This is a genomic window from Pseudomonas sp. P2S-1 (genome assembly GCF_057197725.1).
On record NZ_CM170068.1, the window covers coordinates 258,648 to 285,107 of the forward strand.

25 protein-coding genes are annotated in these 26,460 nt (G+C 64.1%); 13 read left to right on the forward strand and 12 right to left on the reverse strand.

All coding sequences use genetic code 11. The features are described 5' to 3' along the window. The first annotated feature begins 14 nt into the window (after positions 1 to 14). From AC2CQI_RS01290 to AC2CQI_RS01300, 3 genes are all read left to right on the forward strand, one after another. Complete coding sequence (locus AC2CQI_RS01290) at positions 15 to 1,298, forward strand: dicarboxylate/amino acid:cation symporter (RefSeq protein ID WP_484578864.1); 1,284 nt, start codon at positions 15 to 17, stop codon at positions 1,296 to 1,298. A 165-nt stretch (positions 1,299 to 1,463) separates the two neighbouring features. Beyond that, the gene (locus AC2CQI_RS01295; protein ID WP_484578865.1) at positions 1,464 to 2,387 is read left to right on the forward strand and encodes a LysR family transcriptional regulator; all 924 of its coding nucleotides are present in this window, start codon (positions 1,464 to 1,466) and stop codon (positions 2,385 to 2,387) included. A 269-nt stretch (positions 2,388 to 2,656) separates the two neighbouring features. Further along, entirely contained in the window at positions 2,657 to 4,027 is a 1,371-nt protein-coding gene (locus tag AC2CQI_RS01300; RefSeq protein ID WP_484578866.1) for an MFS family transporter, read from the forward strand. Here AC2CQI_RS01300 and AC2CQI_RS01305 read toward each other — a convergent pair whose 3' ends face one another. Together AC2CQI_RS01305 and AC2CQI_RS01310 are read right to left on the reverse strand one after the other, a co-directional pair. Then, positions 4,028 to 4,837 (reverse strand): alpha/beta fold hydrolase, encoded by an 810-nt coding sequence (locus tag AC2CQI_RS01305; protein ID WP_484578867.1) that lies wholly within the window; start codon positions 4,835 to 4,837, stop codon positions 4,028 to 4,030. 89 nt (positions 4,838 to 4,926) lie between these two features. Beyond that, positions 4,927 to 5,826 (reverse strand): LysR substrate-binding domain-containing protein, encoded by a 900-nt coding sequence (locus AC2CQI_RS01310; protein WP_484578868.1) that lies wholly within the window; start codon positions 5,824 to 5,826, stop codon positions 4,927 to 4,929. A gap of 107 nt (positions 5,827 to 5,933) precedes the next feature. On the opposite strand from AC2CQI_RS01310, the gene AC2CQI_RS01315 reads away from it, so the two are divergent. Continuing rightward, the gene (locus AC2CQI_RS01315) at positions 5,934 to 6,596 is read left to right on the forward strand and encodes an RraA family protein (RefSeq protein WP_484578869.1); all 663 of its coding nucleotides are present in this window, start codon (positions 5,934 to 5,936) and stop codon (positions 6,594 to 6,596) included. Between the two features lies 1 nt (position 6,597). Continuing rightward, positions 6,598 to 7,857, forward strand: a complete 1,260-nt coding sequence (locus AC2CQI_RS01320) for a pyridoxal phosphate-dependent aminotransferase (RefSeq protein WP_484578870.1) — start codon at positions 6,598 to 6,600, stop codon at positions 7,855 to 7,857. Positions 7,858 to 8,092: 235 nt separating this feature from the next. Here the strand turns inward: AC2CQI_RS01320 and AC2CQI_RS01325 are convergent, their stop codons facing one another. Beyond that, entirely contained in the window at positions 8,093 to 8,812 is a 720-nt protein-coding gene (locus tag AC2CQI_RS01325; RefSeq protein ID WP_484578871.1) for a DUF4198 domain-containing protein, read from the reverse strand. 172 nt (positions 8,813 to 8,984) lie between these two features. Between AC2CQI_RS01325 and AC2CQI_RS01330 the strand changes: the two genes are divergently transcribed. From AC2CQI_RS01330 to AC2CQI_RS01345, 4 genes are all read left to right on the forward strand, one after another. Further along, entirely contained in the window at positions 8,985 to 11,099 is a 2,115-nt protein-coding gene (locus AC2CQI_RS01330; RefSeq protein ID WP_484578872.1) for a TonB-dependent receptor, read from the forward strand. Positions 11,100 to 11,179: 80 nt separating this feature from the next. Then, on the forward strand, positions 11,180 to 11,704 hold the full coding sequence (locus tag AC2CQI_RS01335) for a sigma-70 family RNA polymerase sigma factor (RefSeq protein ID WP_484578873.1): 525 nt from the start codon (positions 11,180 to 11,182) through the stop codon (positions 11,702 to 11,704). Between the two features lie 2 nt (positions 11,705 to 11,706). Then, complete coding sequence (locus tag AC2CQI_RS01340; RefSeq protein ID WP_484578874.1) at positions 11,707 to 12,645, forward strand: FecR family protein; 939 nt, start codon at positions 11,707 to 11,709, stop codon at positions 12,643 to 12,645. 80 nt (positions 12,646 to 12,725) lie between these two features. Then, positions 12,726 to 15,125 carry a TonB-dependent siderophore receptor gene (locus AC2CQI_RS01345; protein ID WP_484578875.1) on the forward strand — a complete coding sequence of 800 codons (2,400 nt, stop codon included), beginning with the start codon at positions 12,726 to 12,728 and terminating at the stop codon, positions 15,123 to 15,125. Between the two features lie 40 nt (positions 15,126 to 15,165). Here the strand turns inward: AC2CQI_RS01345 and AC2CQI_RS01350 are convergent, their stop codons facing one another. Further along, complete coding sequence (locus AC2CQI_RS01350; protein WP_075804213.1) at positions 15,166 to 15,546, reverse strand: winged helix-turn-helix transcriptional regulator; 381 nt, start codon at positions 15,544 to 15,546, stop codon at positions 15,166 to 15,168. Positions 15,547 to 15,640: 94 nt separating this feature from the next. Here AC2CQI_RS01350 and AC2CQI_RS01355 point away from each other — a divergent pair, with 94 nt between their 5' ends. The 4 genes from AC2CQI_RS01355 to AC2CQI_RS01370 all read left to right on the forward strand — a co-directional run bounded on the left by AC2CQI_RS01355 (position 15,641) and on the right by AC2CQI_RS01370 (position 19,500). Beyond that, complete coding sequence (locus AC2CQI_RS01355) at positions 15,641 to 16,048, forward strand: DoxX family protein (RefSeq protein WP_484578876.1); 408 nt, start codon at positions 15,641 to 15,643, stop codon at positions 16,046 to 16,048. A gap of 17 nt (positions 16,049 to 16,065) precedes the next feature. After that, positions 16,066 to 16,809: an SDR family NAD(P)-dependent oxidoreductase gene (locus AC2CQI_RS01360; RefSeq protein WP_484578877.1), complete on the forward strand. Its 744-nt coding sequence runs from the start codon at positions 16,066 to 16,068 to the stop codon at positions 16,807 to 16,809. 336 nt (positions 16,810 to 17,145) lie between these two features. Continuing rightward, the gene (locus AC2CQI_RS01365) at positions 17,146 to 18,492 is read left to right on the forward strand and encodes an SLC13 family permease (RefSeq protein WP_484578878.1); all 1,347 of its coding nucleotides are present in this window, start codon (positions 17,146 to 17,148) and stop codon (positions 18,490 to 18,492) included. Positions 18,493 to 18,582: 90 nt separating this feature from the next. Beyond that, positions 18,583 to 19,500, forward strand: a complete 918-nt coding sequence (locus AC2CQI_RS01370; RefSeq protein ID WP_075804217.1) for a LysR family transcriptional regulator — start codon at positions 18,583 to 18,585, stop codon at positions 19,498 to 19,500. Between the two features lie 170 nt (positions 19,501 to 19,670). On the opposite strand, the gene mdcH is transcribed toward AC2CQI_RS01370, so the two are convergent. From mdcH to AC2CQI_RS01410, 8 genes are all read right to left on the reverse strand, one after another. After that, positions 19,671 to 20,594, reverse strand: coding sequence for a malonate decarboxylase subunit epsilon (gene mdcH / locus AC2CQI_RS01375; protein ID WP_484578879.1), 924 nt, complete (start codon positions 20,592 to 20,594; stop codon positions 19,671 to 19,673). After that, entirely contained in the window at positions 20,591 to 21,208 is a 618-nt protein-coding gene (locus tag AC2CQI_RS01380) for a malonate decarboxylase holo-ACP synthase (protein ID WP_484578880.1), read from the reverse strand. Before AC2CQI_RS01380 ends, mdcH begins: the two co-directional genes overlap by 4 nt. Positions 21,209 to 21,213: 5 nt before the next feature. After that, positions 21,214 to 21,996 (reverse strand): biotin-independent malonate decarboxylase subunit gamma, encoded by a 783-nt coding sequence (gene mdcE, locus AC2CQI_RS01385; RefSeq protein ID WP_484578881.1) that lies wholly within the window; start codon positions 21,994 to 21,996, stop codon positions 21,214 to 21,216. Further along, positions 21,993 to 22,847, reverse strand: coding sequence for a biotin-independent malonate decarboxylase subunit beta (locus AC2CQI_RS01390; protein ID WP_075804221.1), 855 nt, complete (start codon positions 22,845 to 22,847; stop codon positions 21,993 to 21,995). The genes mdcE and AC2CQI_RS01390 overlap by 4 nt, the downstream gene beginning before the upstream one ends. Beyond that, the gene (locus AC2CQI_RS01395; RefSeq protein WP_075804222.1) at positions 22,840 to 23,139 is read right to left on the reverse strand and encodes a malonate decarboxylase subunit delta; all 300 of its coding nucleotides are present in this window, start codon (positions 23,137 to 23,139) and stop codon (positions 22,840 to 22,842) included. Before AC2CQI_RS01395 ends, AC2CQI_RS01390 begins: the two co-directional genes overlap by 8 nt. A 2-nt stretch (positions 23,140 to 23,141) precedes the next feature. After that, complete coding sequence (locus AC2CQI_RS01400; protein ID WP_484578882.1) at positions 23,142 to 23,996, reverse strand: triphosphoribosyl-dephospho-CoA synthase; 855 nt, start codon at positions 23,994 to 23,996, stop codon at positions 23,142 to 23,144. Next, complete coding sequence (gene mdcA, locus AC2CQI_RS01405; protein ID WP_484578883.1) at positions 23,996 to 25,657, reverse strand: malonate decarboxylase subunit alpha; 1,662 nt, start codon at positions 25,655 to 25,657, stop codon at positions 23,996 to 23,998. Before mdcA ends, AC2CQI_RS01400 begins: the two co-directional genes overlap by 1 nt. Before the next feature lie 307 nt (positions 25,658 to 25,964). After that, entirely contained in the window at positions 25,965 to 26,456 is a 492-nt protein-coding gene (locus AC2CQI_RS01410) for a DUF1543 domain-containing protein (RefSeq protein ID WP_484578884.1), read from the reverse strand. Between the last annotated feature and the right edge of the window lie 4 nt (positions 26,457 to 26,460).

Consider the following 26,460-nt stretch of genomic DNA (forward strand, 5'->3'; position numbering starts at 1 on the left):
ATTACAGGTGCTTCATGAAATTCAGATTACCGCTGGCGGGCTGGATACTGCTGACCATGACGCTGGGCGTAGTGCTCGGCTACATCATTTTCCTCACCAGTGAGACCAAGGCCGATGCCGTGGCCACGGCCGGCTATATCTCGGTGGTCTCCGACGTCTTCCTGCGCCTGATCAAGATGCTGATCGGACCGCTGGTGTTCTCCACCCTGGTGGTGGGCATTGCCCATATGGGCGATGCCGGAGCGGTAGGGCGGGTCTTCGGCAAGTCGATGCTGTGGTTCATGACCGCCTCGTTGCTGTCGCTGGCGGTGGGCCTGATGATGGCGAACATCCTGCAGCCGGGGCTTCACCTGGCCTTGCCGCTGCCGGACGTGCACCAGAGTTCGTCACTGGAGACATCGGCCTTCACCCTCAAGGGCTTCGTCACTCACCTGGTGCCGAGGTCCTTCGCCGAGGCGCTGGCCAACAACGAGATCCTGCAGATCGTCGTGTTCTCGCTGTTCTTCGGTGTCGCCCTGGCCGCGCTGGGGGAGAAGGCCAAGGGCCTGGTGCGCCTGACCGACGAGCTGGCCCAGGCGATGCTGATGATCACCGGCTATGTGATGAAGCTGGCGCCGCTGGCCGTGATGGCGGCGATGGCGTCCACGGTAGCGGTCAACGGCCTGTCGATCCTGGCCACCTTCGCCGTGTTCATGCGCGACTTCTACATGGGGTTGGGGATGCTCTGGTGCCTGTTGGTGCTGGCCGGGGCGGTGTTCCTCGGGCGGCGGGTGTTCGTCCTGCTGGGGTTGATCAAGGAGGCCTTCATGCTCGCCTTCGCCACCGCCAGCTCCGAGTCGGCCTATCCCAAGCTGCTGGCGGCGCTGGACCGCTTCGGCGTCAGTCGCAAGATCTCCAGCTTCGTCATGCCCATGGGCTATTCCTTCAACCTCGACGGATCGATGATGTACTGCACCTTCGCCGTGCTGTTCATCGCCCAGGCCTATGGCATCGAGATGACCCTTGGAACGCAGATCCTCATGCTGCTGACCCTGATGCTCACCTCCAAGGGCCTGGCCGGCGTGCCCCGCGCGTCCCTGGTGGTGATTGCCGCGACCCTGGTCCAGTTCGACATTCCCGAGGCGGGGCTGCTGTTGATCCTCGGCATCGATACCTTCCTCGACATGGGGCGCTCGGCGACCAATGCGGTGGGCAATTCCATCGCCACGGCAGTGGTTGCCAAGTGGGAGGGGGAGTTGCAGGACTCCCCTGAGGAAAATCCCGCCCAGCCTGCGCTATCGCGTACCGAGCAGGTCTGAACCAGGATGCGTCTGCTTCTACAGGGGCGCATTGCACTGTCGTTCAAGCCGCGCTTCTGTCTATCTGTTATGCCGAGAATGTATAGCTGCCCGGCAGGGCGGTGTTTAGACTGATTTGAAGCGCCGTCTCGAGCGCCTTTCCTTCCCGCTTGCGATGGTCGACCGATGGACGTAGTGCAACTGAAAACCCTTATCCATGTGGCCGAGCTTGGCAGCCTGAGCAAGGCTTCCGACCGTTTGCACGTTGCCCAGCCTGCGTTGAGCAGGCAGATCCGCCAGTTGGAGAAGGAGCTCGGCGTCTATCTGTTCGAACGCCATGGCCGCGGCATGGAAATCACGGCCGCCGGACTCGAGGTCCTCGAGCGGGCGACACGCATCATGAACGAGCTCGAATCCATCCGTACCTCGGTTGCGGGCGGTCGGGCGGCCTTCAGGGGGATGGTCGCGATCGGTACCACCCCGACCATCGCCGAAATCGTGACCGTGCCCCTGGTCAAGCGCATCCGCGATACCCACCCCGACCTGTCCATCCGCTTTTCTTCCGCATTCAGCGGTTACCTGCTGGACTGGCTGCAGCGCGGCGAACTGGAACTGGCCATCTCCTACGACCCGCAGCCCCTGCACACGCTGCGCATCGAGCCGGTGATGATGGAGAACCTGGTGTTGGTCGGTCCCGCTGAAGCGGGGCTCGATCGCGACAGGGCCGTCTCCTTCAGCGAGCTGTCCGGCGAGCCGATGGTCCTGCCCAGTCCGCGCCACGGCCTGCGCAAGATCATGGACCAGTGCGCGCTGGAGCGTGGCTTCAAGATCACCACCAGCGTCGAGGCCGACTCCTTCGGCGCGATGATCGACCTGGTGCGCAACGGCTTCGGGTTCACGGCCTTGCCGCTGGCCTCCATCTACGCCCATCTCAAGGACGGCACCCTGTGTGCGGCGCCGTTGATCGACCCCACGCCGATGCGCAAGCTGGTGCTGGTCTCGCCTGCGGACCGGCATGTCAGCCCCGCCACGCGCTACGTCGGGGAGACCTTCGTCGAGATCGCCGCAGAGCTGGTCGGCGAGGGGATCTGGGCCGGGCATATGCTCTGAGCTGGCCACTGCCAGCTATGCAAACGAGGCATAACTGCTAGAGGGCAGCGGGTCTGGTTGTCATGGGATCGGGGGCGTAGCTTTGCCCGGGAATAAAAGCCGGTGACCTGGCCGGCTTACTAGAACAATAGATCCCGAAGGTGCCCAAGATGTCTGTAACGACCCCCCGTGTCCTGCCTCCCGTTTCGTGCCCGCCAGCGGCGACTCCCCATCTGTAATCGACGCCTCCCGTTCCCCGCCTGCGTTCGTCTTCGATCCGGAGTTTTCCCATGCACGCCAACAACAATAATGCTGCTTCGCCCGATATCCGCAACCTGACCAACAGCCAGCGCATTCGCGCCATCCTGGGCGCATGCTCGGGCAACCTGGTGGAGTGGTACGACTTCTTCATCTACGCCTACACCTCGATCTACTTCGCCGCGCTGTTCTTCCCCCAGGGCGACCAGACCACGCAATTACTGGCCACCGCCGGCATCTTCGCGGTCGGCTTCTTCATGCGCCCGCTGGGCGGCTGGATCTTCGGCTATATCGCCGATACCCGCGGCCGGCGCTTCTCGATGATCATCTCGGTGTTCCTGATGTGTGGCGGTTCGCTGATGATCGCCGTGCTGCCAACCTACGAAACCATCGGCATGGCCGCTCCGGTCCTGCTGCTGGTCGCGCGCCTGATGCAGGGGCTGTCGGTCGGCGCGGAATACGGCACTGGCGCCACCTACATCAGTGAGGTGTCCAGGAAGGGCAAGCGCTGCTTCTTCGGCTCGTTCCAGTACTTCACCATCATCGCCGGGCAGCTCCTGGCCCTGCTGACCGTGGTCGCGCTGCAGAACATCCTGCCGCTGGAAGAGCTCAAGGCCTGGGGCTGGCGGATTCCGTTCCTGATCGGCGCGGTGAGTGCGCTGGTGGTGGTCTACCTGCGTCGCTCCATGCTGGAAACCGCCCACGTCCAGGGTGAGCGACACAAGGAAGCGGGTTCGATCAAGGCGCTGATGCGGCACAAGAAAGCCATCCTGCTGACCATGGCCATCACCGCCGGCTGCTCGCTGCACTTCTACACCTTCTCCACCTACATGCAGAAGTACCTGGTGGTCTCGGCCGGTTTCGAACCGTCCACCGTCAGCTTCATCATGACCGCAGCCCTGGTGGTGTTCATGTGCCTGCAGCCGGTCTACGGCATGCTTGCCGACCGTATCGGCTCGCGCAACAGCATGATCGCCTTCGGCGTGCTCTCCTGCTTGTTCGTCGTGCCGCTGCTCACGGGCCTGAAGAATGTCAGCAACCCCTACGAAGCCTTTGCCCTGGTCATGGGCGGGTTACTGATCGCGGCGTTCTATACGCCGGTGACCGGGGTGCTCAAGGCCGACCTGTATCCTGCCACCGTTCGCGCCCTGGGGGTCGGCCTGCCCTACGCAATCGGCAATGCGCTGTGCGGCGGCACTGCCGAGTATGTGGCGCTGCTGCTGCGCGGGGCCGGGGTCGAGTCCTACTTCTACTACTATGTGGCGGCCATGAGCGCCATCACCCTGCTGGCGGCCGTGCTGATGCCCGATCTGCGCAAGCACGGCTACCTGGACGGCACTGGCAACGTCGAGGAAAACACCGGGCTGCGCAGCAGTACCGCCTATGCCGGTGCCCGGGGCTGATCAGGCGCGGTCCTGCAATGTCTTGATCCGCTGCCACATCAGCAGCGGATTCGAGTACATGGGGAAGTGCCCGCAGTCCGGTATGCACGCCAGCTCGACGCCTTGCGCGCCGATATGGGCGAGGTAGGACAGGTGGGCGTTGCTGGCGCCGTACATGTACTGGCGCGGGAAGGGTAGCGCGAGGAACCTGTGCATCAGGTCGCCATGGTCGGACAGTTCGACCATGGACTCGAAGATGCTCCGCACCGCACCACAGCGAACCTTGTGCGCCAGGCTTGCGGCGTACAGCGCGCTGGCCGGGTCCGGGGCGAGGCGGGTGCGCTCGATGAAGTCGCGGAAGAAGCGCTCGTCGTCGTCGCGGCGATGGTCGTGGATCTGCCGGCTGAGGAAGCAGTCTTCGGGCGCGATATTACCCTCGATGTCGACGAAGCTCAGTACACGCAGGGGGTTGGCGTGCGCCAGCATCAGCGCGGTCAAGCCGCCCATGGAGTGGCCTACCAAGTGAAACCGTTCGATGCCGAAGTGCCCGAGCACTGCCTGCGCGGTCTTGACCAGCAGGGGGATGTCGATGCGCGACAGGTCGGCGCAGAGCGTTTCGCCGCAACCCGGCGCGTCGTAGGCGATGAAGGGGTGGCCGTCGAACGCTGCCTGCAGGGTGATGTCGGCATAGTCCTCCTTGGTGGAGCCGAAACCGTGCAGGAACAGGATGGGCGCTTTCGTACCCGCGCGGTGGATCACCGCCAGATCGAGTTCGACCCCGTCGATGTTCAGGGGCAGCCTTTCATGAGTGAAGCGGGCAGGGTGGGACACAAGCGGTTCTCCTGGGAATGACAGGTGACTCTCGGCCAGCCGTGGCGCTTTGTAAAATACGAAGCACTGAAGCCTGTAATACGCCGAACCTATCGCTGCTGCCGAGCTTCGATCTGCTCGATCATGGCTGCGACCAGCGGATTTTGCTGCCGGTTGCTCCAGGCCATGGCCGTGGTGACCACCCGCACCTCCGGATGCAGGGGGCGGATGACCACGTTTTCCGGGGCCAGCTTGTCCATGGACGTGGGCACCAGGGCGATGCCCTGGCCGCAACTGACGAACGCCACCTGGGACGAGACCGAGCGCACCTGGTGCACGATGCGCGGCGAAAAGCCCTTGTCGCGGCACAGGCCGACCAGGTAATCGAAGTACACCGGGCTGACGTCGCGGGAGGCCATGACCAGGGTTTCGTCGGCCAGTGACTCCAGGGCAATGGACGATGCGCCTGCCTGCGGATGGTCGTTGGGCAGCGCGACCGCCAGGCGATCCTCCGACAGCGGCAGCGATTGCACATGCCGCCCCAGATGCCCCTCCAGCCGGGCGAAGGCGAGGTCGATATCGCCAGCTTCCAGCGCCGGTATCGCCTCGACGCTGTCGATTTCCCGTACCGATACGGTGATCAGCGGATGGTCCTCCTTGAAGCGTTCGATCAGGGGCGGCAGCACATCGATCATCGCCGAGGTGATCGCACCGATGGTCAGCACGCCAGCGTGGCCGGCAACGGCCTCGTGTACGGCCAGTTCGAGGCGCTCCAGCTGGTCGGCGAACTTGCGTACCGCCGGGAGGATCGCCGCACCCGCAGGGGTCAGCTGCGCGCCGCGCCGCGAGCGAACGAACAATTGCACTCGCAGCGACTGTTCGAGGGCCTGGATCTGCTCGGTCAAGGGCGGCTGGGACATGCCCAGCCGCCTGGCTGCGCGGCTGAAATTCTGGTCTTCGGCCACGGCCAGGAACAGCCAGAGATGACGTATCAGACGGAAGTTGATCACGGCTCAATTCCATAGGTTCAAGGTATGACAGGCTTAGCTTCTTCGTAATATACGTATCGAAACACCTTACCGATACTTGTGCCTCACTTTCAGGAGGCTTGCCCACCATGAGTTCGAAAACGCCGCTGGAACGCCTGGCGACACTGGACACCAACACCCTGTCCGACGCACTGGACTTCCTTGGCCTGCCTGGCGCCACCAATGGCCTGATGCCACTGTGGAACTGTCCGAAGATCGTCGGTCGCGCCAGCACCGTGCAACTCGGCCCGAAGCAGGACAGTGCGCCGACCGTCCACCTGATCACCCCGGTAGTGGAACAGATCAGCAGCGATGATCGCGTGCTGGTGATCGCCGGTGGTGTCGACGGAGTTTCCAGCTGGGGTGACATTCTTGCCAACGCGGCCCGACGCAAGGGAATCCGTGGTTCGGTGATCGACGGTTTCAGTCGCGATATCGGCGGCAGCGCGGCGATCGGTTACCCGGTGTTCGGGCGCGGGGTGACCATGATCAGTGCGCGCAACCGGCTGGTTCAGGTCGCTGCCGGCAGCAAGGTGCGCATGGCGGGCGTGGAGGTGGCGGAGGACGACTACGTCATCGCTGACGAGTGCGGCACGGTGTTCATTGCCGCCGATGCCATTGCCGGTGTCCTGGGCCTGGCCGAGCGCATCGAGCAGCGCCAGGCAGGCATGGTCGAAGCGGTTCGCGCCGGTCGCTCGGTGGAAGAGGTCATGCACGACAGCCAGTTCGAAGCCATCAAGGGGAAGTCTTGAAATGCGTCCGTCCGACACTGAATCCGCTGCGGCGCCCGAGGCACAGGGTGGTTTGAACCCGAATACGTTGAACCGGCGCCTGGAGGCCGCGAGGCCATCGGCTACCTACCAGGTCATCGACCGCGTTGCCGCCCGCCGTGCCGAGGGCGCGCGGATCATCTCGCTGTGTGCTGGCGAGCCAGACTTCGACACCCCGGCGCATATTCGCGCAGCGGCGATCCACGCCATCGACAGCGGTCACACCCGCTACACCCAGGTCGCGGGCCTGCGCGCGCTGCGCGAGGCGATCGCGCGCAAGTACCAGCGGGAGAACGGCCTGCAGGTCGGTTGGCAGGACACCCTGGTGTGCAATGGCGGCAAGCAGGTGATCTTCAATGCCCTGGCCGCCACCCTCAATGAAGGTGACGAGGTCATCGTGCCGGCGCCTTGCTGGGTCAGTTATCCGGAAATGGTCGAGCTGTGTGGCGGCGTCGCACGCGTCGTGCCCTGCGCTGCCGACAGTGGCTTCAAGCTGACAGCGGACGCGTTGTCCTCGGCGATCGGGCCGCAGACCCGCTGGCTTGTTCTCAACTCACCCTCCAATCCGACGGGCGCGGTGTATGACCGCAGTGAGCTGCAGGCGCTGGCCGAGGTGCTTCTGGCCCATCCCCAGGTACTGGTGCTGGCTGACGATATCTACGAGCACCTGATCTTCGATGACCGTGAGTTCGCGACCCTGGCCCAGGTCGAGCCGCGGCTGGCCGCCCGTACACTGACCATGAACGGCGTGTCCAAGGCCTACGCCATGACCGGTTGGCGCATCGGCTTCGCCACCGGACCGCGCTGGCTGCTCGAGGCCATGGAAAAGCTCCAGGGGCAACAGACCTCCGGTGCCTGTTCGATCTCCCAGCATGCCGCGATCGCAGCGCTGGACGGGCCCAAGGACTTCATCAGGCAGAGCCGGGAAGTGTTCCAGCGCCGCCGCGACATAATGGTGGCTTTGCTGAACCAGGCCCCCGGGCTTCGTTGCGAGAGTCCGGGCGGGGCCTTCTATGCCTTCGCCGACTGCAGCGGCCTGCTCGGCAAGCGTTCGGCGGCCGGTCTGCAATTGGTGGATGACGAGGCTGTTGCCAGAGGGTTGCTGGAAGAGGCCAACGTGGCGGTGGTGCAGGGGAGCGCGTTCGGGCTACCGGGTTACTTGCGCATTGCCTACGCACTGGATGAGGACTCGCTGCGCGAAGCCTGCGAAGCGATCAAGGTGTTCTGTGCTGGTGTGCATTAGGACCGGGGGCAGGGCATTGGGGCCGCTTTGCAGCCCCAATTGGCTTAACTGACTGGCATTGCCCGAAGGGCCTTTTTTTCAATCGCCCATCCCGGCTGCCAACTGATCAGCATTAGCCCTTCGGGGCCGTTGTGCTGGAAAACCATCGAAAGCCGGTGGTCTCCGAGAATTCCAGGCCCATGATCGAGTGCATGGAATCCTGGGTGTCGGGAAGTCAGGCCTTGATACGATCTATCTAGTGCTGATGCCCTTCACCCACGAAGCTCAACGAGGTAAACAGACTCCTCTCCGATACCCCGCCACCCGTCACAGGCACCTTGGCCTGCGCCGCGATGATATTCAGTCCGGCATTACGAACAGCGATGCTCGCGCGCCCCTGCGCATCAGTCTTGACGTTCTGCGCATCGGGGAGGCCCCGATAGTCATCGAACAGCGCGATATTGGCCGCTGGCTTGCCATCGATGAGCACCTCCACCGGCAGCATCTTGCCAACGCCCACCTCGGTCGGATCCTGCAGGGGGCGTATGACCATGGCAATCTTCAGGCGCTCAGGCAGGTGGGCGTGAGGCTTCAGGATGGCCAGGCTGTACTTGTAGCTGTGAGTGGCACTCACGGCCCCTGGTACCTCGGCCATCGGTGCGTTCACCGACTTGCCTGACTTGTCAGTGCTCCACACCCCATTGTCGAGTGCCACCGCGACCACTGCCGGTGCCGCGACAGGCGTCAATCGAGCGTGATCACCCAGCCGCTCGACAGTCACTGGCACCTGCCCGCCATGTTCATCATAGGCCCATGCGCCTTTGATCTTCTCGGGCGCGTAAGCCCCATCCTCTGCTCCGTGCCCATAGACGACCTCCAGATGACCGTAGCGCTGCTCGGTCCAGATGCCATGGGCACTTGCCGATTGAATCATCAACGCGCTGATCGCGGCTGCCAGGGTTGCTGCCAATTTCATAAGTAGTCCTTTGGTTGTGGCGGGGCAATCACCAACTGCAGCGCGCCGCCCGTGAGTCATGGGAATCGCATCGCCTGGACTGGCGCGAAAAGCCAGGGTCCATGGCTTATGACGATTCGATCCTGTATGGTGATCTGATATTAGGTTATAACATCACAATCGGGATTGTCTCATGCAGGATTCGGCACAACGCAGCAGGGCTTGGATTTTTACGGGAGCGGCACTGACTGCGGGGCTGGGGGGATTCGACATGGCCCTGGCTGCGGAAGAAGAGGCCAGGGCGGCGACGGAGCTGGGAGCCATCGAGGTGGTCGGTGAGGGGAGAGGTAGCAGTCGCAGTCGCATAGAGCCGTTGCTGCGTGGTGAGGTCAGCAACAAGCCCGCAAGCCTGCCCGCTGCGGTATCCACCATCACCGATGAAGACATTCGCACACTGAATGTGGATCGCGACATCTCCAACATCTATCGCCGCGTGCCTGGCGTCGTGGCGAACAATATCGACCAGGGCGACACCGGGAATGGTTTCCGCATGCGCGGGTTTGCAACCAATGGTACCCATGGCGCCGACGTCGCGGTGTACGTGGACGGCGTCCCGCAGAATATCCCCTCGAGCCAGGGCGGTGCGGGCCATGGCCCGGTCTTCCTGGAGTGGCTCACGCCGCAGATGATCAAGCGTGTCGACGTGATCAAGGGCCCTGTTTCAGCACTGTTCGGTGATCAGAACCGGGCCGGCGCGGTGAACATTGAAACCCTTGATGGCGGCGATGTGGCCTCGAGTATCGGCCTGGACATTGCGAGCTATGACGGTCGTCGGGCCAACCTGGTTCTTGCGGGCGAGCATGAAGGTTTCGAGTCGCTGTTCGTCGCTGATGTATACAAGACCAACGGCTACCGCAAGGCTGCCGAGACCAACCGCGACAACTATTTCTGGAAGCTTTCCAAGGTCTTTGATGATGCCAAATATTCGGCCCGCTTCAGCCATTACGAGTCGGACTTCAAGAACGACGGCTATCTGAATCTGCCGGCGCTGCGGGCGGGGACTATCAGCCGCCGGGACACCGACAATCTCTACGGCTTCGGCAACGCCAACCGTAATACGATCGTGTTCAACCGTGCGCCGGCCTATGACGAAGCCGGCCTGTACTACACCGCCTACTACGAAAACTTCAGGCGCGTGCGCGCCATCTCCAATGGCACGGTCACCCACAACTATGGCGAAGATGACCGTGACATCTATGGCGGTCGGCTGGCCTACAACTTCGTGCATCAGGACACCGCGTCCCTGATGGTCGGGGCTGATGTGCGCCGTGACAAAGGCGATGCCTACCGGCAGCAGTATCGGAATTTCGAGCCGACACCGAACTTCTACTACGACTTCGACATGGATCTGATCACCTACGGGGTGTTCGCCCAGGGTCAGTACAAACCGATCGACTCGCTGAAGTTGTTGGCTGGCGTTCGCTACGACCGCTTCGATTACGACATCGAAAACCTGAAATTCCGTAACGCCGATACCGGCTATCACGATGCAGTCACCACCCCGAAATTCGGACTGGTCTGGACACCGATCGAGCAGCTTGAACTGTTCAGCAACCTGGCGCAGGGGTTCCGTTCGCCGGCAGCCGAATACATCAGCTCCGGTAGCGGCAGCGCGCTGCCACCGAGCCAGACGGGTGGCCAGGTCAACAGCAGCGTACGGCCCAGCAAGGTCAAGTCCTATGATATTGGCTTCACGCTGAGGCCAACGGAACGCTTCTCCAATACCACCGAGTTCTACTACATCGAGAACGACAGCGAGACGGTCCAGACCTCGCCTGGTGTGTATGAGCAGGTCGGCGATACCACGCGTCGGGGAGCGGAAACGAGCTTCAATTATCAGCTGACGTCCACCATCAGCACTTACATGAGCTATGGGCGAATCATCGATGCCGTCATCAACAATCCGCCGCCCGGAACAGGTGCCCAACTGGTGGTGCCCGAGCACACCTACAAGGCGGGCGTGCAGTACCGGAACGATTTCATGGATGGCCAGCTGACCCTCAACGCCGACGTCTACCACCTGGATGGCATTCCGTACTATATCGGCACCGAAAAACATGAAATGCCGCCCTATACCCGGTATGACCTTCGGGCCAGCTACGACTACCAGGCGTATCAGTTCAGTGTGTATGGCACGTTCCAGCCGCACCGTTACGGGACGGAAGTGGCCTATGGCACGAACAGTGGCCTGGTGATTGTGCCTCAGCCGTCGACCACCCTGGGGGCTTCGGTCAGGTACTACTTCTGATCGTCAGCACGGGGCGGCAGTTGCGGGAACGCCAGGCTCAAGGCATCATTTGCTAATAGTTACCATTAGCAAACAAGCCCATGACTTCCGCTCTTCCCGATCCCCAGCGTCTCGCCATTCGCAACCGTGTTTTGCAGCAGATGTTCGGGGATCACCATGACTGGCTGTTCCAGCGCCTGCGTGCGCGTCTGGGCTGCTGCCATGACGCTGCCGACATGGCCTCCGAAACCTTCGTCCAGGTGGTGAAACTGCCGGATCCGCAGTCCATACACGAACCCCGTGCCCTGCTGACCACCATCGCCAAGCGACTGGTGTTCGCCAGCTGGCGGCGCAGGGACCTGGAGCGTGCTTACCTGGAGGCGCTGGCCCAGCAAGCACCGGGCTACGAGCAGTCGGCGCAGGAACAGGTGCAGGCCCTGGAAACCCTGGCCAGTATCGACCGCATGCTCGATGGCCTGTCGCCGCTGGGGCGCAGTGCCTTTCTCTACAGCCAGCTGGAAAACCTCACCTACGCCGAGATCGGCGCACGGTTGGGTATCTCGGCGCCTCGCGTGCATCAGTACGTGGCGAAGGCCCTGACCCTGTGCTATCTGGCGCTGGAGTGACGATGCCGCAAAGCCAACTGCCGCCGGGGGTAGCCGAAGCCATCGAATGGCTGGCGCTGCACCGCTCGGGAAGCATGACCGACGCCGATCGCCAGCGCTTCCAGCACTGGTTGAGCCTCAGCCCGGATCACCTGCTGGCCTGGCAGCGACTTGAACAACGGCTCGGCCAGGCGTTTGCCGAGGTGCCGCCGTTGGCCCGCCAGGTGCTCAGCAGCGAGTCGAGCAGCCGTCGTCGGCTGTTGCGCGGTGCATTGGCGCTGGCCGGCGTCGGTGTGGGTGGCTGGTGGTTGCAGCGCCTGGGCCTGCTGCCGTTTGCCGGGAGCGATCTGTCCACCGGCCTGGCCGAGCGCAAGGCGTTCACCCTGGAGGACGGCAGCCGGGTCGTGCTCAACGCCCGCAGCCGGGTGGACCTTGCCTTCGCCGAACAGTCGCGCACGCTCTTCCTGCGGGAGGGCGCGCTGAACATTCAGGTGGCCGCCGACCCGCAGCGGCCGCTGATGGTCGTCACTGAGTTTGGCCAGGTGCGTGCCTTGGGGACGCGCTTTACCGTCAGCCTGCGTGAGCGCTCAGCCGATGTCTGGGTGCAGGAGTCTCGGGTGCGGTTGCAGGCTCCCAATGGTGATCGCCTGGACCTGGGCGCGGGTGAGGGCGCGGAACTGTCCGCCAACGCCATTCGTGCGCTGGACCCCGGCCGTGCCGGCGAGGGGCGCTGGGGCGATGGCTATCTGGAAGTTCATGACCAACCTTTGGGCGCGGTGATCGATGCCTTGCGCCCCTATCGGCCGGGCGTGCTGCGCATCAGCCCGGACGCTGCCGGGGTGCGGGTTTCCGGAGTGTTCCCGCTGGACGACAGCGCGCAGGTACTGCGCACGCTGCAGGAAACCTTGCCCGTGCGGGTCGAACAGCGATTCGCCTGGTGGACGCAGGTGAGCCTGCGCTGACTATTTTTTCATCCGCCCCTTAATAACCCGGCCCCTCGCGTCACACAGGTGGCATCGACTACCTATCGGGACCGCTGCCCATGTACCGGATACACCGTTTCAGACTGCAACCGCTGGCCTTCGTCCTGACCTTGAGCGCACTGCACCTGCCTGCCGTGACGGCGAGCGAAGCCGATGCCCGACAGCAGGTTCACGGCTTCGACCTGCCAGCCGGCGCGCTGGATGCCACCCTGACCGCCATCGCCCGGCAGAGCGGGCGCAGCATTTCCTACGACGCAGCGCTCGCCCGCGGCCTTACCGTACCTGCACTGCGTGGTCGGTTCAGCACCGAGCAGGCCCTGCACGAGGCGCTGCGCGGCACGTCGCTGCAACTGAACGTCACACCCAGCGGCGCCCTGAGCATCGGGCCACGGACGGACGACGTCCTGCATCTCTCCGCCATAGACGTGTCCGGGATGGCGGTCGAGCAGGATGCCTGGGGGCCGGCCTACAGCAAGGTCGCCCAGCGCAGCGCGACGATGAGCAAGACCGACACTCCGCTGAGGGAGATACCCCAGTCGATCTCGGTCATTACCCGCGAGGAGATGGTCTCGCGCCAGCACGATAGCCTGGCCGACGTGCTCGGCTACACCGCCGGCCTGGTGACGCAACCCAACGGCTACAGCCGGGTGGCCGATGACTATCGGCTGCGCGGCTTCGATATCGGCCCGCGTACCGGAAGCGTGCTGCGTGATGGCATGAAGATGCAGAGTACCCAGTTCGAAGGCGGCCAGGAGCCCTATGGCCTGGAGCGTGTCGAGGTGCTCAAGGGCGCGTCGTCGGTGCTCTATGGGCAGCTGGCGCCGGGAGGCCTGGTCAACACCGTCAGCAAGCGGCCGACCCTGGCGCCGCTGCACGAACTCAATCTTGAATACGGCAACCACCAGCGCCGGCAGCTCTCCACCGACCACAGTGGTGCACTGGATGAGCAGGGGCGCTTCAGCTACCGGCTGACCGCACTGGTACGCGACAGCGGCACCCAGTTCGACGAGATCGATGACGATAAGCAGTACATTGCTCCCGCCCTGACCTGGCAAATGGACGACGATACCCGGCTGACGCTGCTGGCCAGCCACCAGCGCACCGAAACGACCTTGACGCCGCCGATCCGCTACGACCTGACCACCTTCAGCAACACGCCGGGCTACAAGGTGCCGTATGACCTGTTCCCCGGCGAGCCGGGCTTCGACCATTACGACGGCACCCTGGAGACCTTCGGCTACCTGCTGGAAAGCCGCCTGGGCGATAGCCTGCAAGTGCGTCATGCCACCCGCTATTTCGAGTCGCGCACCGACTATGACTACATCACCCTGAACAGCAGCCGGGTCACCGGGGCCAGGCTGAACAACCTGACCCGCAGCTACAACGTGCGCGAAGACATTTCCAGCGGCTGGACCAGCGACAGCAACCTGACCCTGCAGCTTGACCATGGCAACTGGCAGCACACCCTGCTCGGTGGCGTCGATTACTACCGCAAGACCTACGACAGCCACCGCCACAGCGGCGCCGCGCCGACCCTGGACCTGGCCAACCCGGTCTACGGCAACCTGCCGCGGGTGAATACCGCGGTGGACAGCGGTTCGGACCTGCACAGCACGCAGATGGGCCTCTACCTGCAAGACCAGGCCAAGTTCGACGAGCGTTGGGTGGTGGTCCTGGGCATGCGCCAGGACTGGGCCGAAAACAACACCCGCAACTACCGCGACGGTTCGCGCAGCACCGTCACCGACCGCAAGACCACCGGCCGGGTGGGCCTGGTGTACCTCGCCCAGAACGGCTGGGCGCCCTATGTCAGCTATAGCCAGTCGTTCCTGCCGTCTGCGGGCACCGACAGCAACGGCGAAACCTTCGAGCCCACCGAAGGCGAGCAATACGAAATTGGTGTGCGCTACCAGCCCGACGGGCGCGAGCTGCTGGTCAGCGCTGCGCTGTACCAACTGACCCAGCGCAATGTGCTGACCTCGATCGCCGGTTCCGATTTCGACGAGCAGACCGGCAAGGAGCGCAGTACCGGTTTCGAACTGGAAGCCAAGGCGCAACTGACGCCCGATCTGGCGCTGAACGCCACCTACGCCTACACCGATGCGCACATCATTGCCGATAACGACAAGACGCTCGAAGGCTCGCGGATCGAAGGCACGCCTTACCACAGTGCCGCGTTGTGGCTGGACTACCGCCTGAGCGTATTCGGGCTGCCGGATATCAGCGTCGGCACCGGCGCTCGCTACAACGGCACCACGCATACCGTCCCGAGCGTGAGCGATCGGAAGATCCCGGCCTACACCCTGTTCGATGCACGGGTCACCTACCGGGTGAATGAGCAATGGCAGGTGAGCGCGCGGGCCCAGAACCTGGCCAACGAGCGTTACCTGTATTGCGCCAACTCATGCCGCTACGGTGATGAGCGCAGCGTGGTGGGTTCGCTCAGTTATAACTGGTAAAGGTGGGTCCGGGAGGGGGAATGCAGCCTGGCGAAGTCAGCTAGCTGCTTTTCCCTTTGCGACCTCGTGAAACGGGTTTGCCCGGCAGACTTGCTCCATATTCCTTCCACCAGGCCGTCAGCGCTTCCATCGTTGGTCCCAGGCCGCGTGCCTTGTCGGTGATTTCGTATTCGACACGGGGAGGGACCTCTGCAAACACCGTACGCGACACCAGGCCGTCTCTCTCCAGCTCGCGCAGTTGAGCCGTCAGCATGTGCTGGGTGACTCCTGGAATCGCCTTGCGCAACTCACCGAAGCGGTAGATCCGCTGGTTGAGCAGCCACATGATCTCCAGCTTCCACTTGCCCGAAAGCAGCGCGAATGCGCGGCGCATTTCGTCGTGCATGTTGATCTCGACACCGTCATTAGTCTGGTTTTCCATACTATGTTCCACTTTTTCATCCTACTTGCGATGACTCATGTTAGTCGACATTCTTTGTGCATGTCGATTTTGAATCAACGTTAGGAGCCTGCTCATGGCTACGCACTACGCCTACTGGATCTGCACTGCATTGCTGGCACTGCTCTACCTGTCATCTGCGACTCTCTATGTCTTCAGGACGGATTGGGTACGCCAGACACTCTCGGAACTGAAGTATCCCGCTCCCTATCTTGTGCCGCTCATGGTCGTGGTGAAGGTGCTCGGGCCTCTTGCCATCTTGTCGCGCATCAGCGTGCCTTTGAGCGACCTGGCCTACGCCGGCATCTTCTTTCACCTGCTGCTGTCCGGCTCGGCCCACCTCGGCGTGCGCAAGCCCAAGGGCGCGCTTGCGGCCATCCTCGGCCTGGTGCTCCTGACCGTCTCATTCACTACTCAGAACGCTGCCCGCGACACTCCTTCGCCGTATGGCGTGATCGCGTCTGCGCAACAACACACGTCTTGACTGCCAAGGAGAAAAACATGTCCCGACTCAACGGAAAAGTAGCCATTGTCACGGGCGCCGGGCGTGGCATCGGCCGAGCCACCGCCAAGCTGTTCGCGGCCGAGGGGGCCAAGGTTGCCGTCCTCTCGCTCACACCCGCGAACGTGGAGGCCGTGGTTGCCGAGATTACCGGCGCTGGCGGTACGGCCATCGGTATCCCCTGCGATATCGGCAATGCCGACCAACTCAAGGCGGCGGTCGACAAGGTGGCGGACGCCTATGGCGGCATCGACATTCTGGTGAACAACGCCTTCGACCCCAATGCACCGTTCTCGTCCATCCTCGACCTGTCAGCGGAGCAATTGCAGCGCAATTTCGACCTTGGCCCCATAGCCTACCTTCGCGCGATGCAAGCGGCCTACCCATACCTGAGAAAGAGCGGTGAAGGGCGTGTCATCAACTTCGGCTCGATGGCGGGGGTCATCGGACTGGTCGGCTATGGTCCGTACAACATGGCGAAAGAGGCCGTGCGGGCACTGACCCGAACCGCTGCCCGTGAGTGGGGGGCAGACAAGATCACCGTGAACAACGTGCTGCCGGTCGCTGAAACCTGGGGACCGGACATCAGCCCGCCCGCGCCGACCAATCCATTGGGCCGCTATGGCTCGCCCGAACACGACATTGCCCCGGTCGTGTTGTTCCTGGCCAGCAAGGACAGTCAGTTCATTACCGGATCGAGCCTCACCCCCGATGGTGGCTCTATCATCGACAGCGCCCGCTGATCCGCTCGACACGAAACTTCGCACCGACTTCATGCGCAGGATGACAAGGTGCCGAACCTGATCGTTAACCTGAGCGTAATGGAGTGCCTCTTCGCTTGATTGATGGTCCATGGCCTGCACTTCTAATGTGCATCCACGAACGCGGAAAGAGGTGAACCGCAGCCGATAGCGACACTGATTACCGAAGCACAAGAACAATAACTTCGATGTCATGAGGATAAGAACAATGATGATCTACGGTGTAGCCCTGCCTGCCACCTGTACCCGGGTCGGTTTCATCACGCTGGACAACGGATTGCCATCGAATGAATCGCAGCGGATGTCCCGGGAGGCCGTATGAGTCCGGAAATCGCAACGATCATCGGTCTGGTGGTCATGTTCGTCGTGGCCACGGCCCTGCCCATCAACATGGGGGCCGTCGGCTTTGCCTTGGCGTTCATCGTCGGCGGCCTGTGGGTCGGCGTGGGGGCCAAGGAGGTGCTTGCGGGCTTCCCCGCCGACCTGTTCCTGACCCTGGTCGGGATCACCTATCTGTTCGCCATCGCCCAGAAGAACGGCACCATCGATCTGCTGGTGCATTGGGCGGTGAAGGCGGTTAGGGGGCATATCGTGGCCATTCCCTGGGTGATGTTCATCGTCACGGCCGTGCTCACCGCCTTTGGTGCACTGGGGCCGGCGGCGGTGGCGATCATCGGTCCGGTCGCGCTGCGCTTTGCCAAGCAGTACGAGATCAACCCGTTGATGATGGGCCTGCTGGTGATCCACGGCGCGCAGGCCGGCGGCTTCTCGCCGATCAGCGTGTATGGCGGCATCACCAACCAGGTGGTGCAGAAGGCCGGGCTGGACGTCACGGAAATGGCCGTGTTTCTCACCAGCCTCGGCTTCAACGTGCTGATGGCGTTCATCTGCTTCTTCGCCTTTGGCGGCCTCGCACTGTTGGCCCGCAGTCGTGTGGTGGTCAGTGAGCCTTTGCTGGCCGGTGTACAGGCGTCATCGCGACAGTTCGCCATCGAGGGCCATGGTGCATTGCTCAGTGCCGGTGGCGGCACCCTGTCCAATGATCCGCAGGCGCTGAGCGAGCTGCAGATCAACCGCGATCACCTGATCACCCTGGTCGGCCTGCTGGGCCTGGGCATCGCCGCGCTGGCCTATGACCTGAACGTCGGCCTGGTGGCAATCACCGTCGCCGTGGCGATCGCGATCGTCTCGCCGTCGGCGCAGAAGGGCGCGGTGGACGGCATCAGTTGGTCCACGGTGCTGCTGATCAGCGGTGTGGTGACCTATGTCGCGGTGCTGCAGAAGGCCGGGGCGGTCGACTTTGTCGGCCACGGCGTCAGTGCCATCGGCATCCCGCTGCTGGGTGCGCTGCTGGTCTGTTATGTCGGTGGCATCGTCTCCGCGTTCGCTTCTTCGGCGGCGGTACTGGGCGCGACCATCCCGCTGGCGGTACCGTTCTTGATGCAGGGGCATCTCGGCGCGGCCGGGGTTATCTGTGCGCTGGCGGTGTCCTCGACCGTGGTGGATGTCAGCCCGTTCTCCACCAATGGCGCCTTGGTGGTGGCGTCGGCGGCGAAGGAAGAGCGCGAAGCGTTGTTCCGTCGCTTCCTGGTCTACAGCGGCCTGGTGGTGGCCTTCGGTCCGCTGCTGGCCTGGCTGCTGTTCGTGGTGCCGGGCTGGATGTAAGCACACTGGAGGGTGACGGCGCGCGCAGTCACCCGTCCTTGCGGCGTTCCTATATGCTCACCGGCAGCTCCTTGCTGCCTGGACCCGAGTATGCAAATCGATGAAGAACTGACCCTGAAGAAGCTGGAAATCTTTCTTTCGTTCATGCACAACGGCAACCTTGCCCGTGCCGCCAGCGAGCTGGAGACCAGCAGTGTCAGCGTGCACAGGGCCATCCATTCGCTGGAAAATGCCCTGCGTTGCCCGCTGTTCAAGCATGAAGGGCGCAAGCTGACACCGCTGGAAAGTGCCTATGTGCTGGAGGAAAAGGCCCGCACTCTGATCAAGGACGCCGGTGAAATGGTGCGCCTGACCCGCGAGGCTGCCGGGTTCTCTTCCGAGCGTTTCAAGCTTGGCGCGCTGTACTCGCTGACGGTGAAAACCGTGCCGCAACTGGTCATGGGCCTGAAGCTGCGACGCAGCGAGTTGAATATCGACCTGATCCTGGGTTCCAACGTCGACCTGCTGTACCGGCTGAAGAATTTCGAACTGGATGCCATCCTGGTGTCCCTCGACGAGAGCACCAGCGACCCCGCGTGCGAGCAGTTGCCGCTGTTCTCCGACGATATCTTCCTTGCCGTGCCCACCGACTCGCCCTTTGCCGTGGAAGCGCAAGTGGACCTTGCCGACCTCGCCGACTCGACCTTCATCACCCTGACCCAGGGCTTCGCCACACACCGCGACGGTACGCGGGTGTTCGACCAGGCCGGGTTCAAGCCGAATGTGGCGATGCAGGTGAATGACATCTTCACCTTGCTCAGCATGGTCAGTTCGGGGGTGGGGTATGCGTTGTTGCCGGGGCGGATTTCGGCGGTGTATGAGAACCGCGTCAAGCTGATCCCGCTGCAGCCGCGTTATCGGCTGCAGCAGCATATTGGCGTGGTGTTCCTGAAGAGTCGTGAGCGGGATCCGAATTTGCTGGCGTTGGTTGCCGAGTGCCGGATGTATAGCCGGGGGCGGGAAGACTGAAAAAACGGGGTGGCATGGATATCGCGGATCAGGTAGGAGCGTGGCTTGCCCGCGAAGGACTGCAAAGCAGTCCCAAAAATGGTGGTGTCAGCGAGATTTTGGGACCGCTGCGCGGTCCTTCGCGGGCAAGCCACGCTCCTACGGGTTCTGCGCAGAACCAGCTTCTGCGGTCATGGGGAGGAATCGGCTGCCTCCCTGCGCAGCAACACATCCAGCGTATCAGCGCGAGCATCCTGGCAAGCGACCACCGTTCCGGGATTGAACACAGACCGGGCCAGACCACCGAGCACGGCGCCGGGTGGCAGTTCGATTAGCAGGCGTACACCGCGCTCCCAGGCGGTGCGCACGGTCGCCGCCCAGTCGACGCGGCGGCACATGTTGAAGGCCAGGTCGTCGCGCAGGGCCTCGGCGTTGTGCAGCGGCCTGGCGCTGTTGCTGCTCAGGAACGTGATGGCGGGCCGGCGCAGGGTGACCGGGGCGAAGGCCTGGGCCAATTCCTTGGCCGGCGCGTCCAGCAACGGGCAATGAGACGGCACGCTCATCGCCAGACGCTTGGCGGCGCGGGCACCCATGGCGAGCGCCTGTTGGGCAACCCGCTCCATGGCGGCATCGCTGCCGGCAATCACGAACTGTTGCTCGGCATTGATATTGGCCAGGAACACCGACTCACTCTCGATCAGCCGTTCGACGCTGCCTTGGTCCAATCCGATCAAGGCCGTCATCCCATAGCCGCTGGGGTAGGCACGTTGCATCAGCTCACCGCGCAGGGCGACCAGGCGCACCGCGTCGGCGTAATCCAGCGCACCGGCGATCACCGCTGCCGGGTAGGCACCGATGGACAGTCCGGCGACATAATCCGGCGGGGCATTGCGTTGCAGCAATCCACGCGCGGCAGCCACGCCGGCCACCAGCAGGCACAGCTGCACGGCGCGGGTGGACGCCAGCGCCTCGCGGCTGTCGAGACCCAACAGAGACTCGCCGAGCACATCGCTGGCTTCTTCAAGACAGGCCCGGCCCGAGGCATCCTCGACCAGGCCCTGAAGCATGCCGGGGCGTTGCGCGCCCTGGCCGGGAAAGGCGAACAGGCTGCTCATGCCGGCTGCTCCGCGAGGTGCCAGGGATCGGCGACCAGACGGGCGCCGTCACGATGCTTGAGCAGGACACGTGCACTGTCCGTGGCCCATTCGGCCAGGGCCACGGCGCCATTGGGGGTTTCCAGTTGCAGGTCGATCCGGCAGGCCATGGCCTTGAGCCTGTGGCTCAGGCTACGGGCCTCGGCGCGGCTGAAACGCGTCGGTGTACGCAGCAGCAGGTCGAGATCGCTGTCGGCATGCAGCACAGTCAGCCCGGTCGCCAACTGGTAGCCGACGCCACCCGTGGGGCCCCAGGCGAGGCCGAGGTCGTCGAGGATCGGCGTCACCTGTTGCAGGGCAACGAGTGCCGGCAGATCCGCCGGATCTTGCAGGCGCAGATCTTCAGGACGGCGTCGGCAGCTCACCTGCGTAGCCGTCATCCAGGCCCCAAGTCGTCGTGCGCGTTGATCGCCACGCACACCGACCGGCACCAAGCCGGCCTCGCCGCTGGCCCGCCGCACTACCACGGGCAGGCCGGCATCCAGCACCTGACGCGCCCAGTCCGGGGCGTCTTCGGGCAGTTGCGCAGAGGGCATGCCCCAGAGCAGATCGTGGGCGTGGAAAGTGCTGTTCATCAACACTACCACTGCGCCCGCAAGCGCTCCCGCACCAGCGACGACATCGCCCGGTTAGGCGCACCGAGGCGGCCACGCAGGTCGGTGCTCGTGCCGATGTCCAGTACCGCGCGGACCAGCACCTCGTTGACCCTGTCGATATCCGCCGTACCGGGCTGCTCGATGCCCTCGACCTTGACCCGCTCCCACAACAGCCCCAGCGAGGCATAGCTGGCGATATCGTAGGCCATGGGCGGCACGGTCGCGGCCAGGGCTTCGAGCTCCTCGACGCTGCGTAAGGTAATACGGGCCGCCGCGGCCTTGCCCATGGCGTGGACCATCACCCCGTCGTCGTCCAGGGCGATGATCCGCTGGGCCTGGTAACCATGGGCGAGAAAGGCGCCCGACATCGCCTTGCCCACCAGCAGGGCAATCACCGGGTGACCGGCAAGCCGGGCCCGGGCGTAGGCGTCCACCGCGCCGGCCAGCGCCTGGTGGATCCCCAGCGCTTCCTCGCGCCGCCCGTAGGCCTGGCTCGGCACATCGACCACTGCCACCAGGATGCGCGGCGTAGCACCGGCGTCCGCCTCGATGGCCTCGTCGATGGCCTTGGCCAGCCCCCAGCCTTCCAGCAGGCCGACTTCGCCCTGGCGTGCACGGGGGAAGGGGTTGTGCGCATCCGGGACTACCGCCAGATAGCGCGCCGGGCGGTTGCCCAGTTCACCGTCGATGACTTTTACCGAGGCAGGAAAGCCCGGCAGTTCAGGGCCGGCGGCCAATGCGCGCAGCCACTCGATTCCTCGGCTCATTGCAGTTCTCCCTGGTAGATGGCGCGCACGCGGCGCGCGTCCAGTTGTTCGCAGTCCGCCCCGAGCTTGTTCAGCAGTGCGAGGAAGTCGGCGTAGCGCCGGCTGCGGGGCAGGGCGGGTTCGCCAGCCGCGAGGGCGGTCACCAAGGCTGCGCGCAGCTGCTCGACATCGTCCGCGATGTAGCTGTCCGCCAGTCCGCAGGCATGACGTTGCTCGCCACCGGTCAGGCTCCAGATGAAGGGCCGGTCGCGGGAGTCGTATTCGTCGATCCCCGCTTCCTGCTCGATCACCTGCGGGCCATTGAGGCCCAGGCGCGCCTCGCGGGTCACGATCAGATGACTGCACAGCCCGGCGGCGATGGACATGCCGCCAAAGCAACCGACCGAGCCGGCGATCAGGCCGACCACGGGTCGGAATTGACGCAGCTCGACGATCGCGGCCTGGATCTCGGCAATGGCCGCCAGCCCCAGGTTGGCTTCTTGCAGGCGCACGCCGCCGGTTTCCAGCAGCAGCACGGCGGCGGTGGGAATGCCGTTGCGGTTGTCCTCGACCGCCAGTTCCAGGGCCCCGGCGATCTTGGCGCCGCCGACCTCGCCCATGCTGCCGCCCTGGAACGCCCCTTCGATGGCGGCCACCAGCAGCGGCTGGCCGTTCAGGGTGCCCTTGGCGATGACCACCCCATCGTCGGCCTGGGGCACGATGCCCTGGCCGGGCAGCCAGGGCGACATCAGGCGGTCGAAGGGGCCGAGCAGTTCGCGAAAGCTGCCGGCATCGAGCAGGGCCCGGGCCCGCTCGCGGGCACCCAGTTCCACGAAGCTGCGGCTGTTGAGCAAGCGGGCGACATCAGTCATGGGCAATCTCCTCGAAACCTTGTTCCAGGCGCAGGCGCACCACGCCGGGCGTGGCGCCGAAGTCGTGGATATCGATGTTCATGGCCGGCGGCAACTGCTCGGCGAACAGGCGCTGGAACAGCTGTTGCCAGCGCGGCGCGCTGCCGTTGACCGAGGTCACCACGTTGATTGCCAGCACGCCGTGCGCGCCGGGTTCGAGCAGCACTTCAAGGTCGCCGGAGCCGACGCAGCCGACCAGGGCGCGGCCTGCGCCGGGCTCGCCGGCGGGAAAGGTGAAAGACAGGGTTTCCATGCTCAGAGACTCCCGGCGTTATCGAGGAACAGGCACGCCGCCAGCAGGTCTGCGGCGCCGCCTGGCGAGGCGTTGAGGGCCAGCAGGCTGGCATCCAGTTCGCGCAGTCGCCGGCGCCCGGCAAGGCTGGCGCTGCCGCCGGCCTCGAGGACGCCACGGGCGCCTTGCTGCATGGTCTGCAAGCCCTGCGGCCCGGCGCGCCAGAGCACGCAGGTGTCGTCCAGGGTTGCCATGATCGCCAGCAGGGCGTCTAGGCGCGCGTTTTGCTCGCCTGCGCCGCGGCTGCGACTGGCAGCGAGTTGTGGAAGGCCATGCCCGAGCACCGTCGGGAAGCCCGATTGCGCTTCTTCCCGGGCGCCGCGTGCACCGTAGCGGCGTTGCACCTGAAGGCCGTGGCTGTCCTGCTGCCTTGGGGCGAAACGGTCGTCGATCAGGGCGATGCGCCCAGCGCGGGCGGCGACTGCGCCGGCATCCTCATCTGGCCCGCCCAGCGCACGGGCGGCGACCAGCAGGCCCAGGGCCCAGATCGCCCCACGGTGGGTGTTGACGCCGCCCGTGGTCGCCAGCATCGCGTTTTCACCTTCGCGGCCAATCTGCCCGAGCGCTTCGCGCAACGGCTGGCCGACTTCACCGAAGGCCAGCGCCGCCTCGGCCATTTCCTTGAAGCAGGGCCACAGCGACAGCGCCGACGCATGCATCAGGCCCAGGTGCAGATCCTGGTGGGCACCCGCGCCGCGCCGGTCCACCAGCGCTGGTTTGGGCGACAGATCGGCCTCGTCGATCAGGGCGTCCACCGCCAGGTCGGCCAGCAACTGGGAAAGCGGCAGCGGAACATGAATCAGTGTGGATGCGCTCATTACCAGCTCCTGAAGCGTGCGGGCGGGTTGTACAGGCCGCCGGACCAGTCGACCAGTTCGGCAATGCTCTTGGCCGCCAGCAGGGAGCGGCTGGCCTGGGTGCGCTGGATGCCGAGGTCTTCGGGCAGGGCGATCAGGCCTTCGCGGCGCATGCGCTGGGTGTCCTTCGGATCGTGGCGCAGGCCGATGGCGGTAACGCCGGCGACCGCAGCGATCATCGCCTGGCGCTCCTCGAGGCTGCGCGCCTTGTACAGGTAGGCGATGCCTTCCTCTGTGAGCAGGTGGGTGACGTCGTCGCCGTAGATCATCACCGGCGCCAGGGGCATGCCGGCTTTGCGGGCCACGTCCACGGCATCCAGGGTCTCGACGAAGGTCGGCTTGCCGCCTTCCTGGAAGGTCTCGACCATCTGCACCACCAGCTTGCGCCCCCGCTCCAGCAGGGTCACCGGCTCGGTCATGTCGAGCCAGGCCGGGGTCGCATGGCGGCGGCCGCGCGGGTCGTGACCCATGTTCGGCGCACCGCCGAAGCCGGCCAGGCGGCCGCGGGTCACGGTGGAGGAATGGCCGTCGCCATCCATCTGCAGGGTGGCGCCGATGAACAGATCCACGGCGTACTGGCCGGCCAACTGGCACATCATCCGGTTGGAGCGCATCGAGCCATCGCGCCCGGTGAAGAACACATCCGGGCGCTGGGCGATGTAGTCCTCCATGCCCAGCTCGGTGCCGAAGCAATGCACGCTCTCGACCCAGCCGGACTCGATGGCCGGAATCAGCGTGGGGTGGGGGTTGAGCGTCCAGTTGCGGCAGATCTTGCCCTTGAGCCCGAGGGATTCGCCGTAGGTCGGCAGGATCAGTTCGATCGCGGCGGTATTGAAACCGATGCCGTGGTTGAGGGACTGGACGTTGTGTTTCTCGTAGATCCCGCGGATCGCCATCATCGCCATCAGCACATGCACCGGCTTGATATGGCGCGGGTCGCGGGTGAACAGCGGTTCGATGTAGAACGGCCGGTCGGCGACCACCACGAAATCCACCCAGGAGGCCGGGATATCGACCCGTGGCAGATCGCGCACATCGTCGACCAACTGGTTGACCTGGACGATCACGATGCCGTCGCTGAAGGCGGTCGGTTCGACCAGGGCCGGGGTGTCCTCGGTGCTCGGGCCGGTATAGATGTTGCCCTCGCGGTCGGCCATGAAGCCGGCGACCAGGGCCACGTTGGGAATCAGGTCGACCAGCAGGCGCGAATACAGCTCGATGTAGGTGTGGATCGCGCCGACTTCCAGGCGGCCGTCTTCCAGCAACTGGCCGATGCGCAGGCTTTGCGGGCCGGCGAAGGAAAAGTCGAGCTTGCGGGCGATGCCCTGTTCGAACAGGTCGAGGTGTTCGGCGCGGCTGACGCTGGGCATGATCATGTGCAGGTCATGCAGCTTGCCGGGGTCGGCCTTGGCCAGGGAGCGCGAGAGGAAATCCGCCTGCTTCTGGTTGTTGCCCTCGAGCACCACGCGATCCCCGGGGGCGATCAACAGCTCGAGGGCTTCGACGATACGTTCACTGGGGATCACCGCGCCATCCGCGAGATGGCGTAGCTGGTCGAGCCGGCGCTGCTTCTCGGTGCGCCGGCGCGACCACTGCGGTGGGGGGGAGGGGCTGGTTGTCATTGTGTGACTCCACGGGTCCGCTTTCGTGGAGGTCAAGGTACGGTTGGGCGGGGAGGGTATCAATCAAGGTTGGGAGTGGATTGTTACTCTGAGGTTAACTATTGGTTTGCACTGAATAGTGGTGGCTGCGAGGTGCCTGTCAGAGAACCGGGTTATGGCCACCAGGTGCATGCCGGTAGATTTTCAGCGCCCTCAAGATCGAGCGCCGCCCGCGCGGCGCTCGATCTTGAGGGCGCCAGAAAAGCCATGACAAGCACCTGTCAGCCCTGATGCGATCTGCTGACAGGCCTTCTCACCTACGCACCACTCAGATCACGATGTAATCGCTGCGCTGCACCATGCCTCGATGTTCACCCTCGACCAGGTGTACATAACGACCTTCGATCAGATCCACCGGCAGGCAGTCATCGACGTCCACTACCGCGTCGGTATGCGGCTTCAGCCAGCCTGCGGCCATGCGTTGCTTGCCCACTTTCTTCGCAGCGGCCGCATCGGTAGCCGTGACCAGCAAATAGCGGTGATCCTCGCCAAACTCGCCGGGTGCGTAGCCACCCAGGTTGAGGAAGAACAAGCGCATGGCGCCGGGCTGTGGTGCCGCGTGGCCGAGTTCGACGCGATAGCCATCCACGCCGTGGACCTCCAACCAGGAGTCGATATGCAGGCCCTTGGGGCTGCCGAACCAGGCGCTGCGCAACTGCGGGTAGGTCTGGGCGAGTGTATCGCCGTGGGCGAAGACCACGTCGTGGACTTCGATGCTGGCCCGAGGATGTTTTCCTCCCAGCATGACAACGTAGAGCATGGAT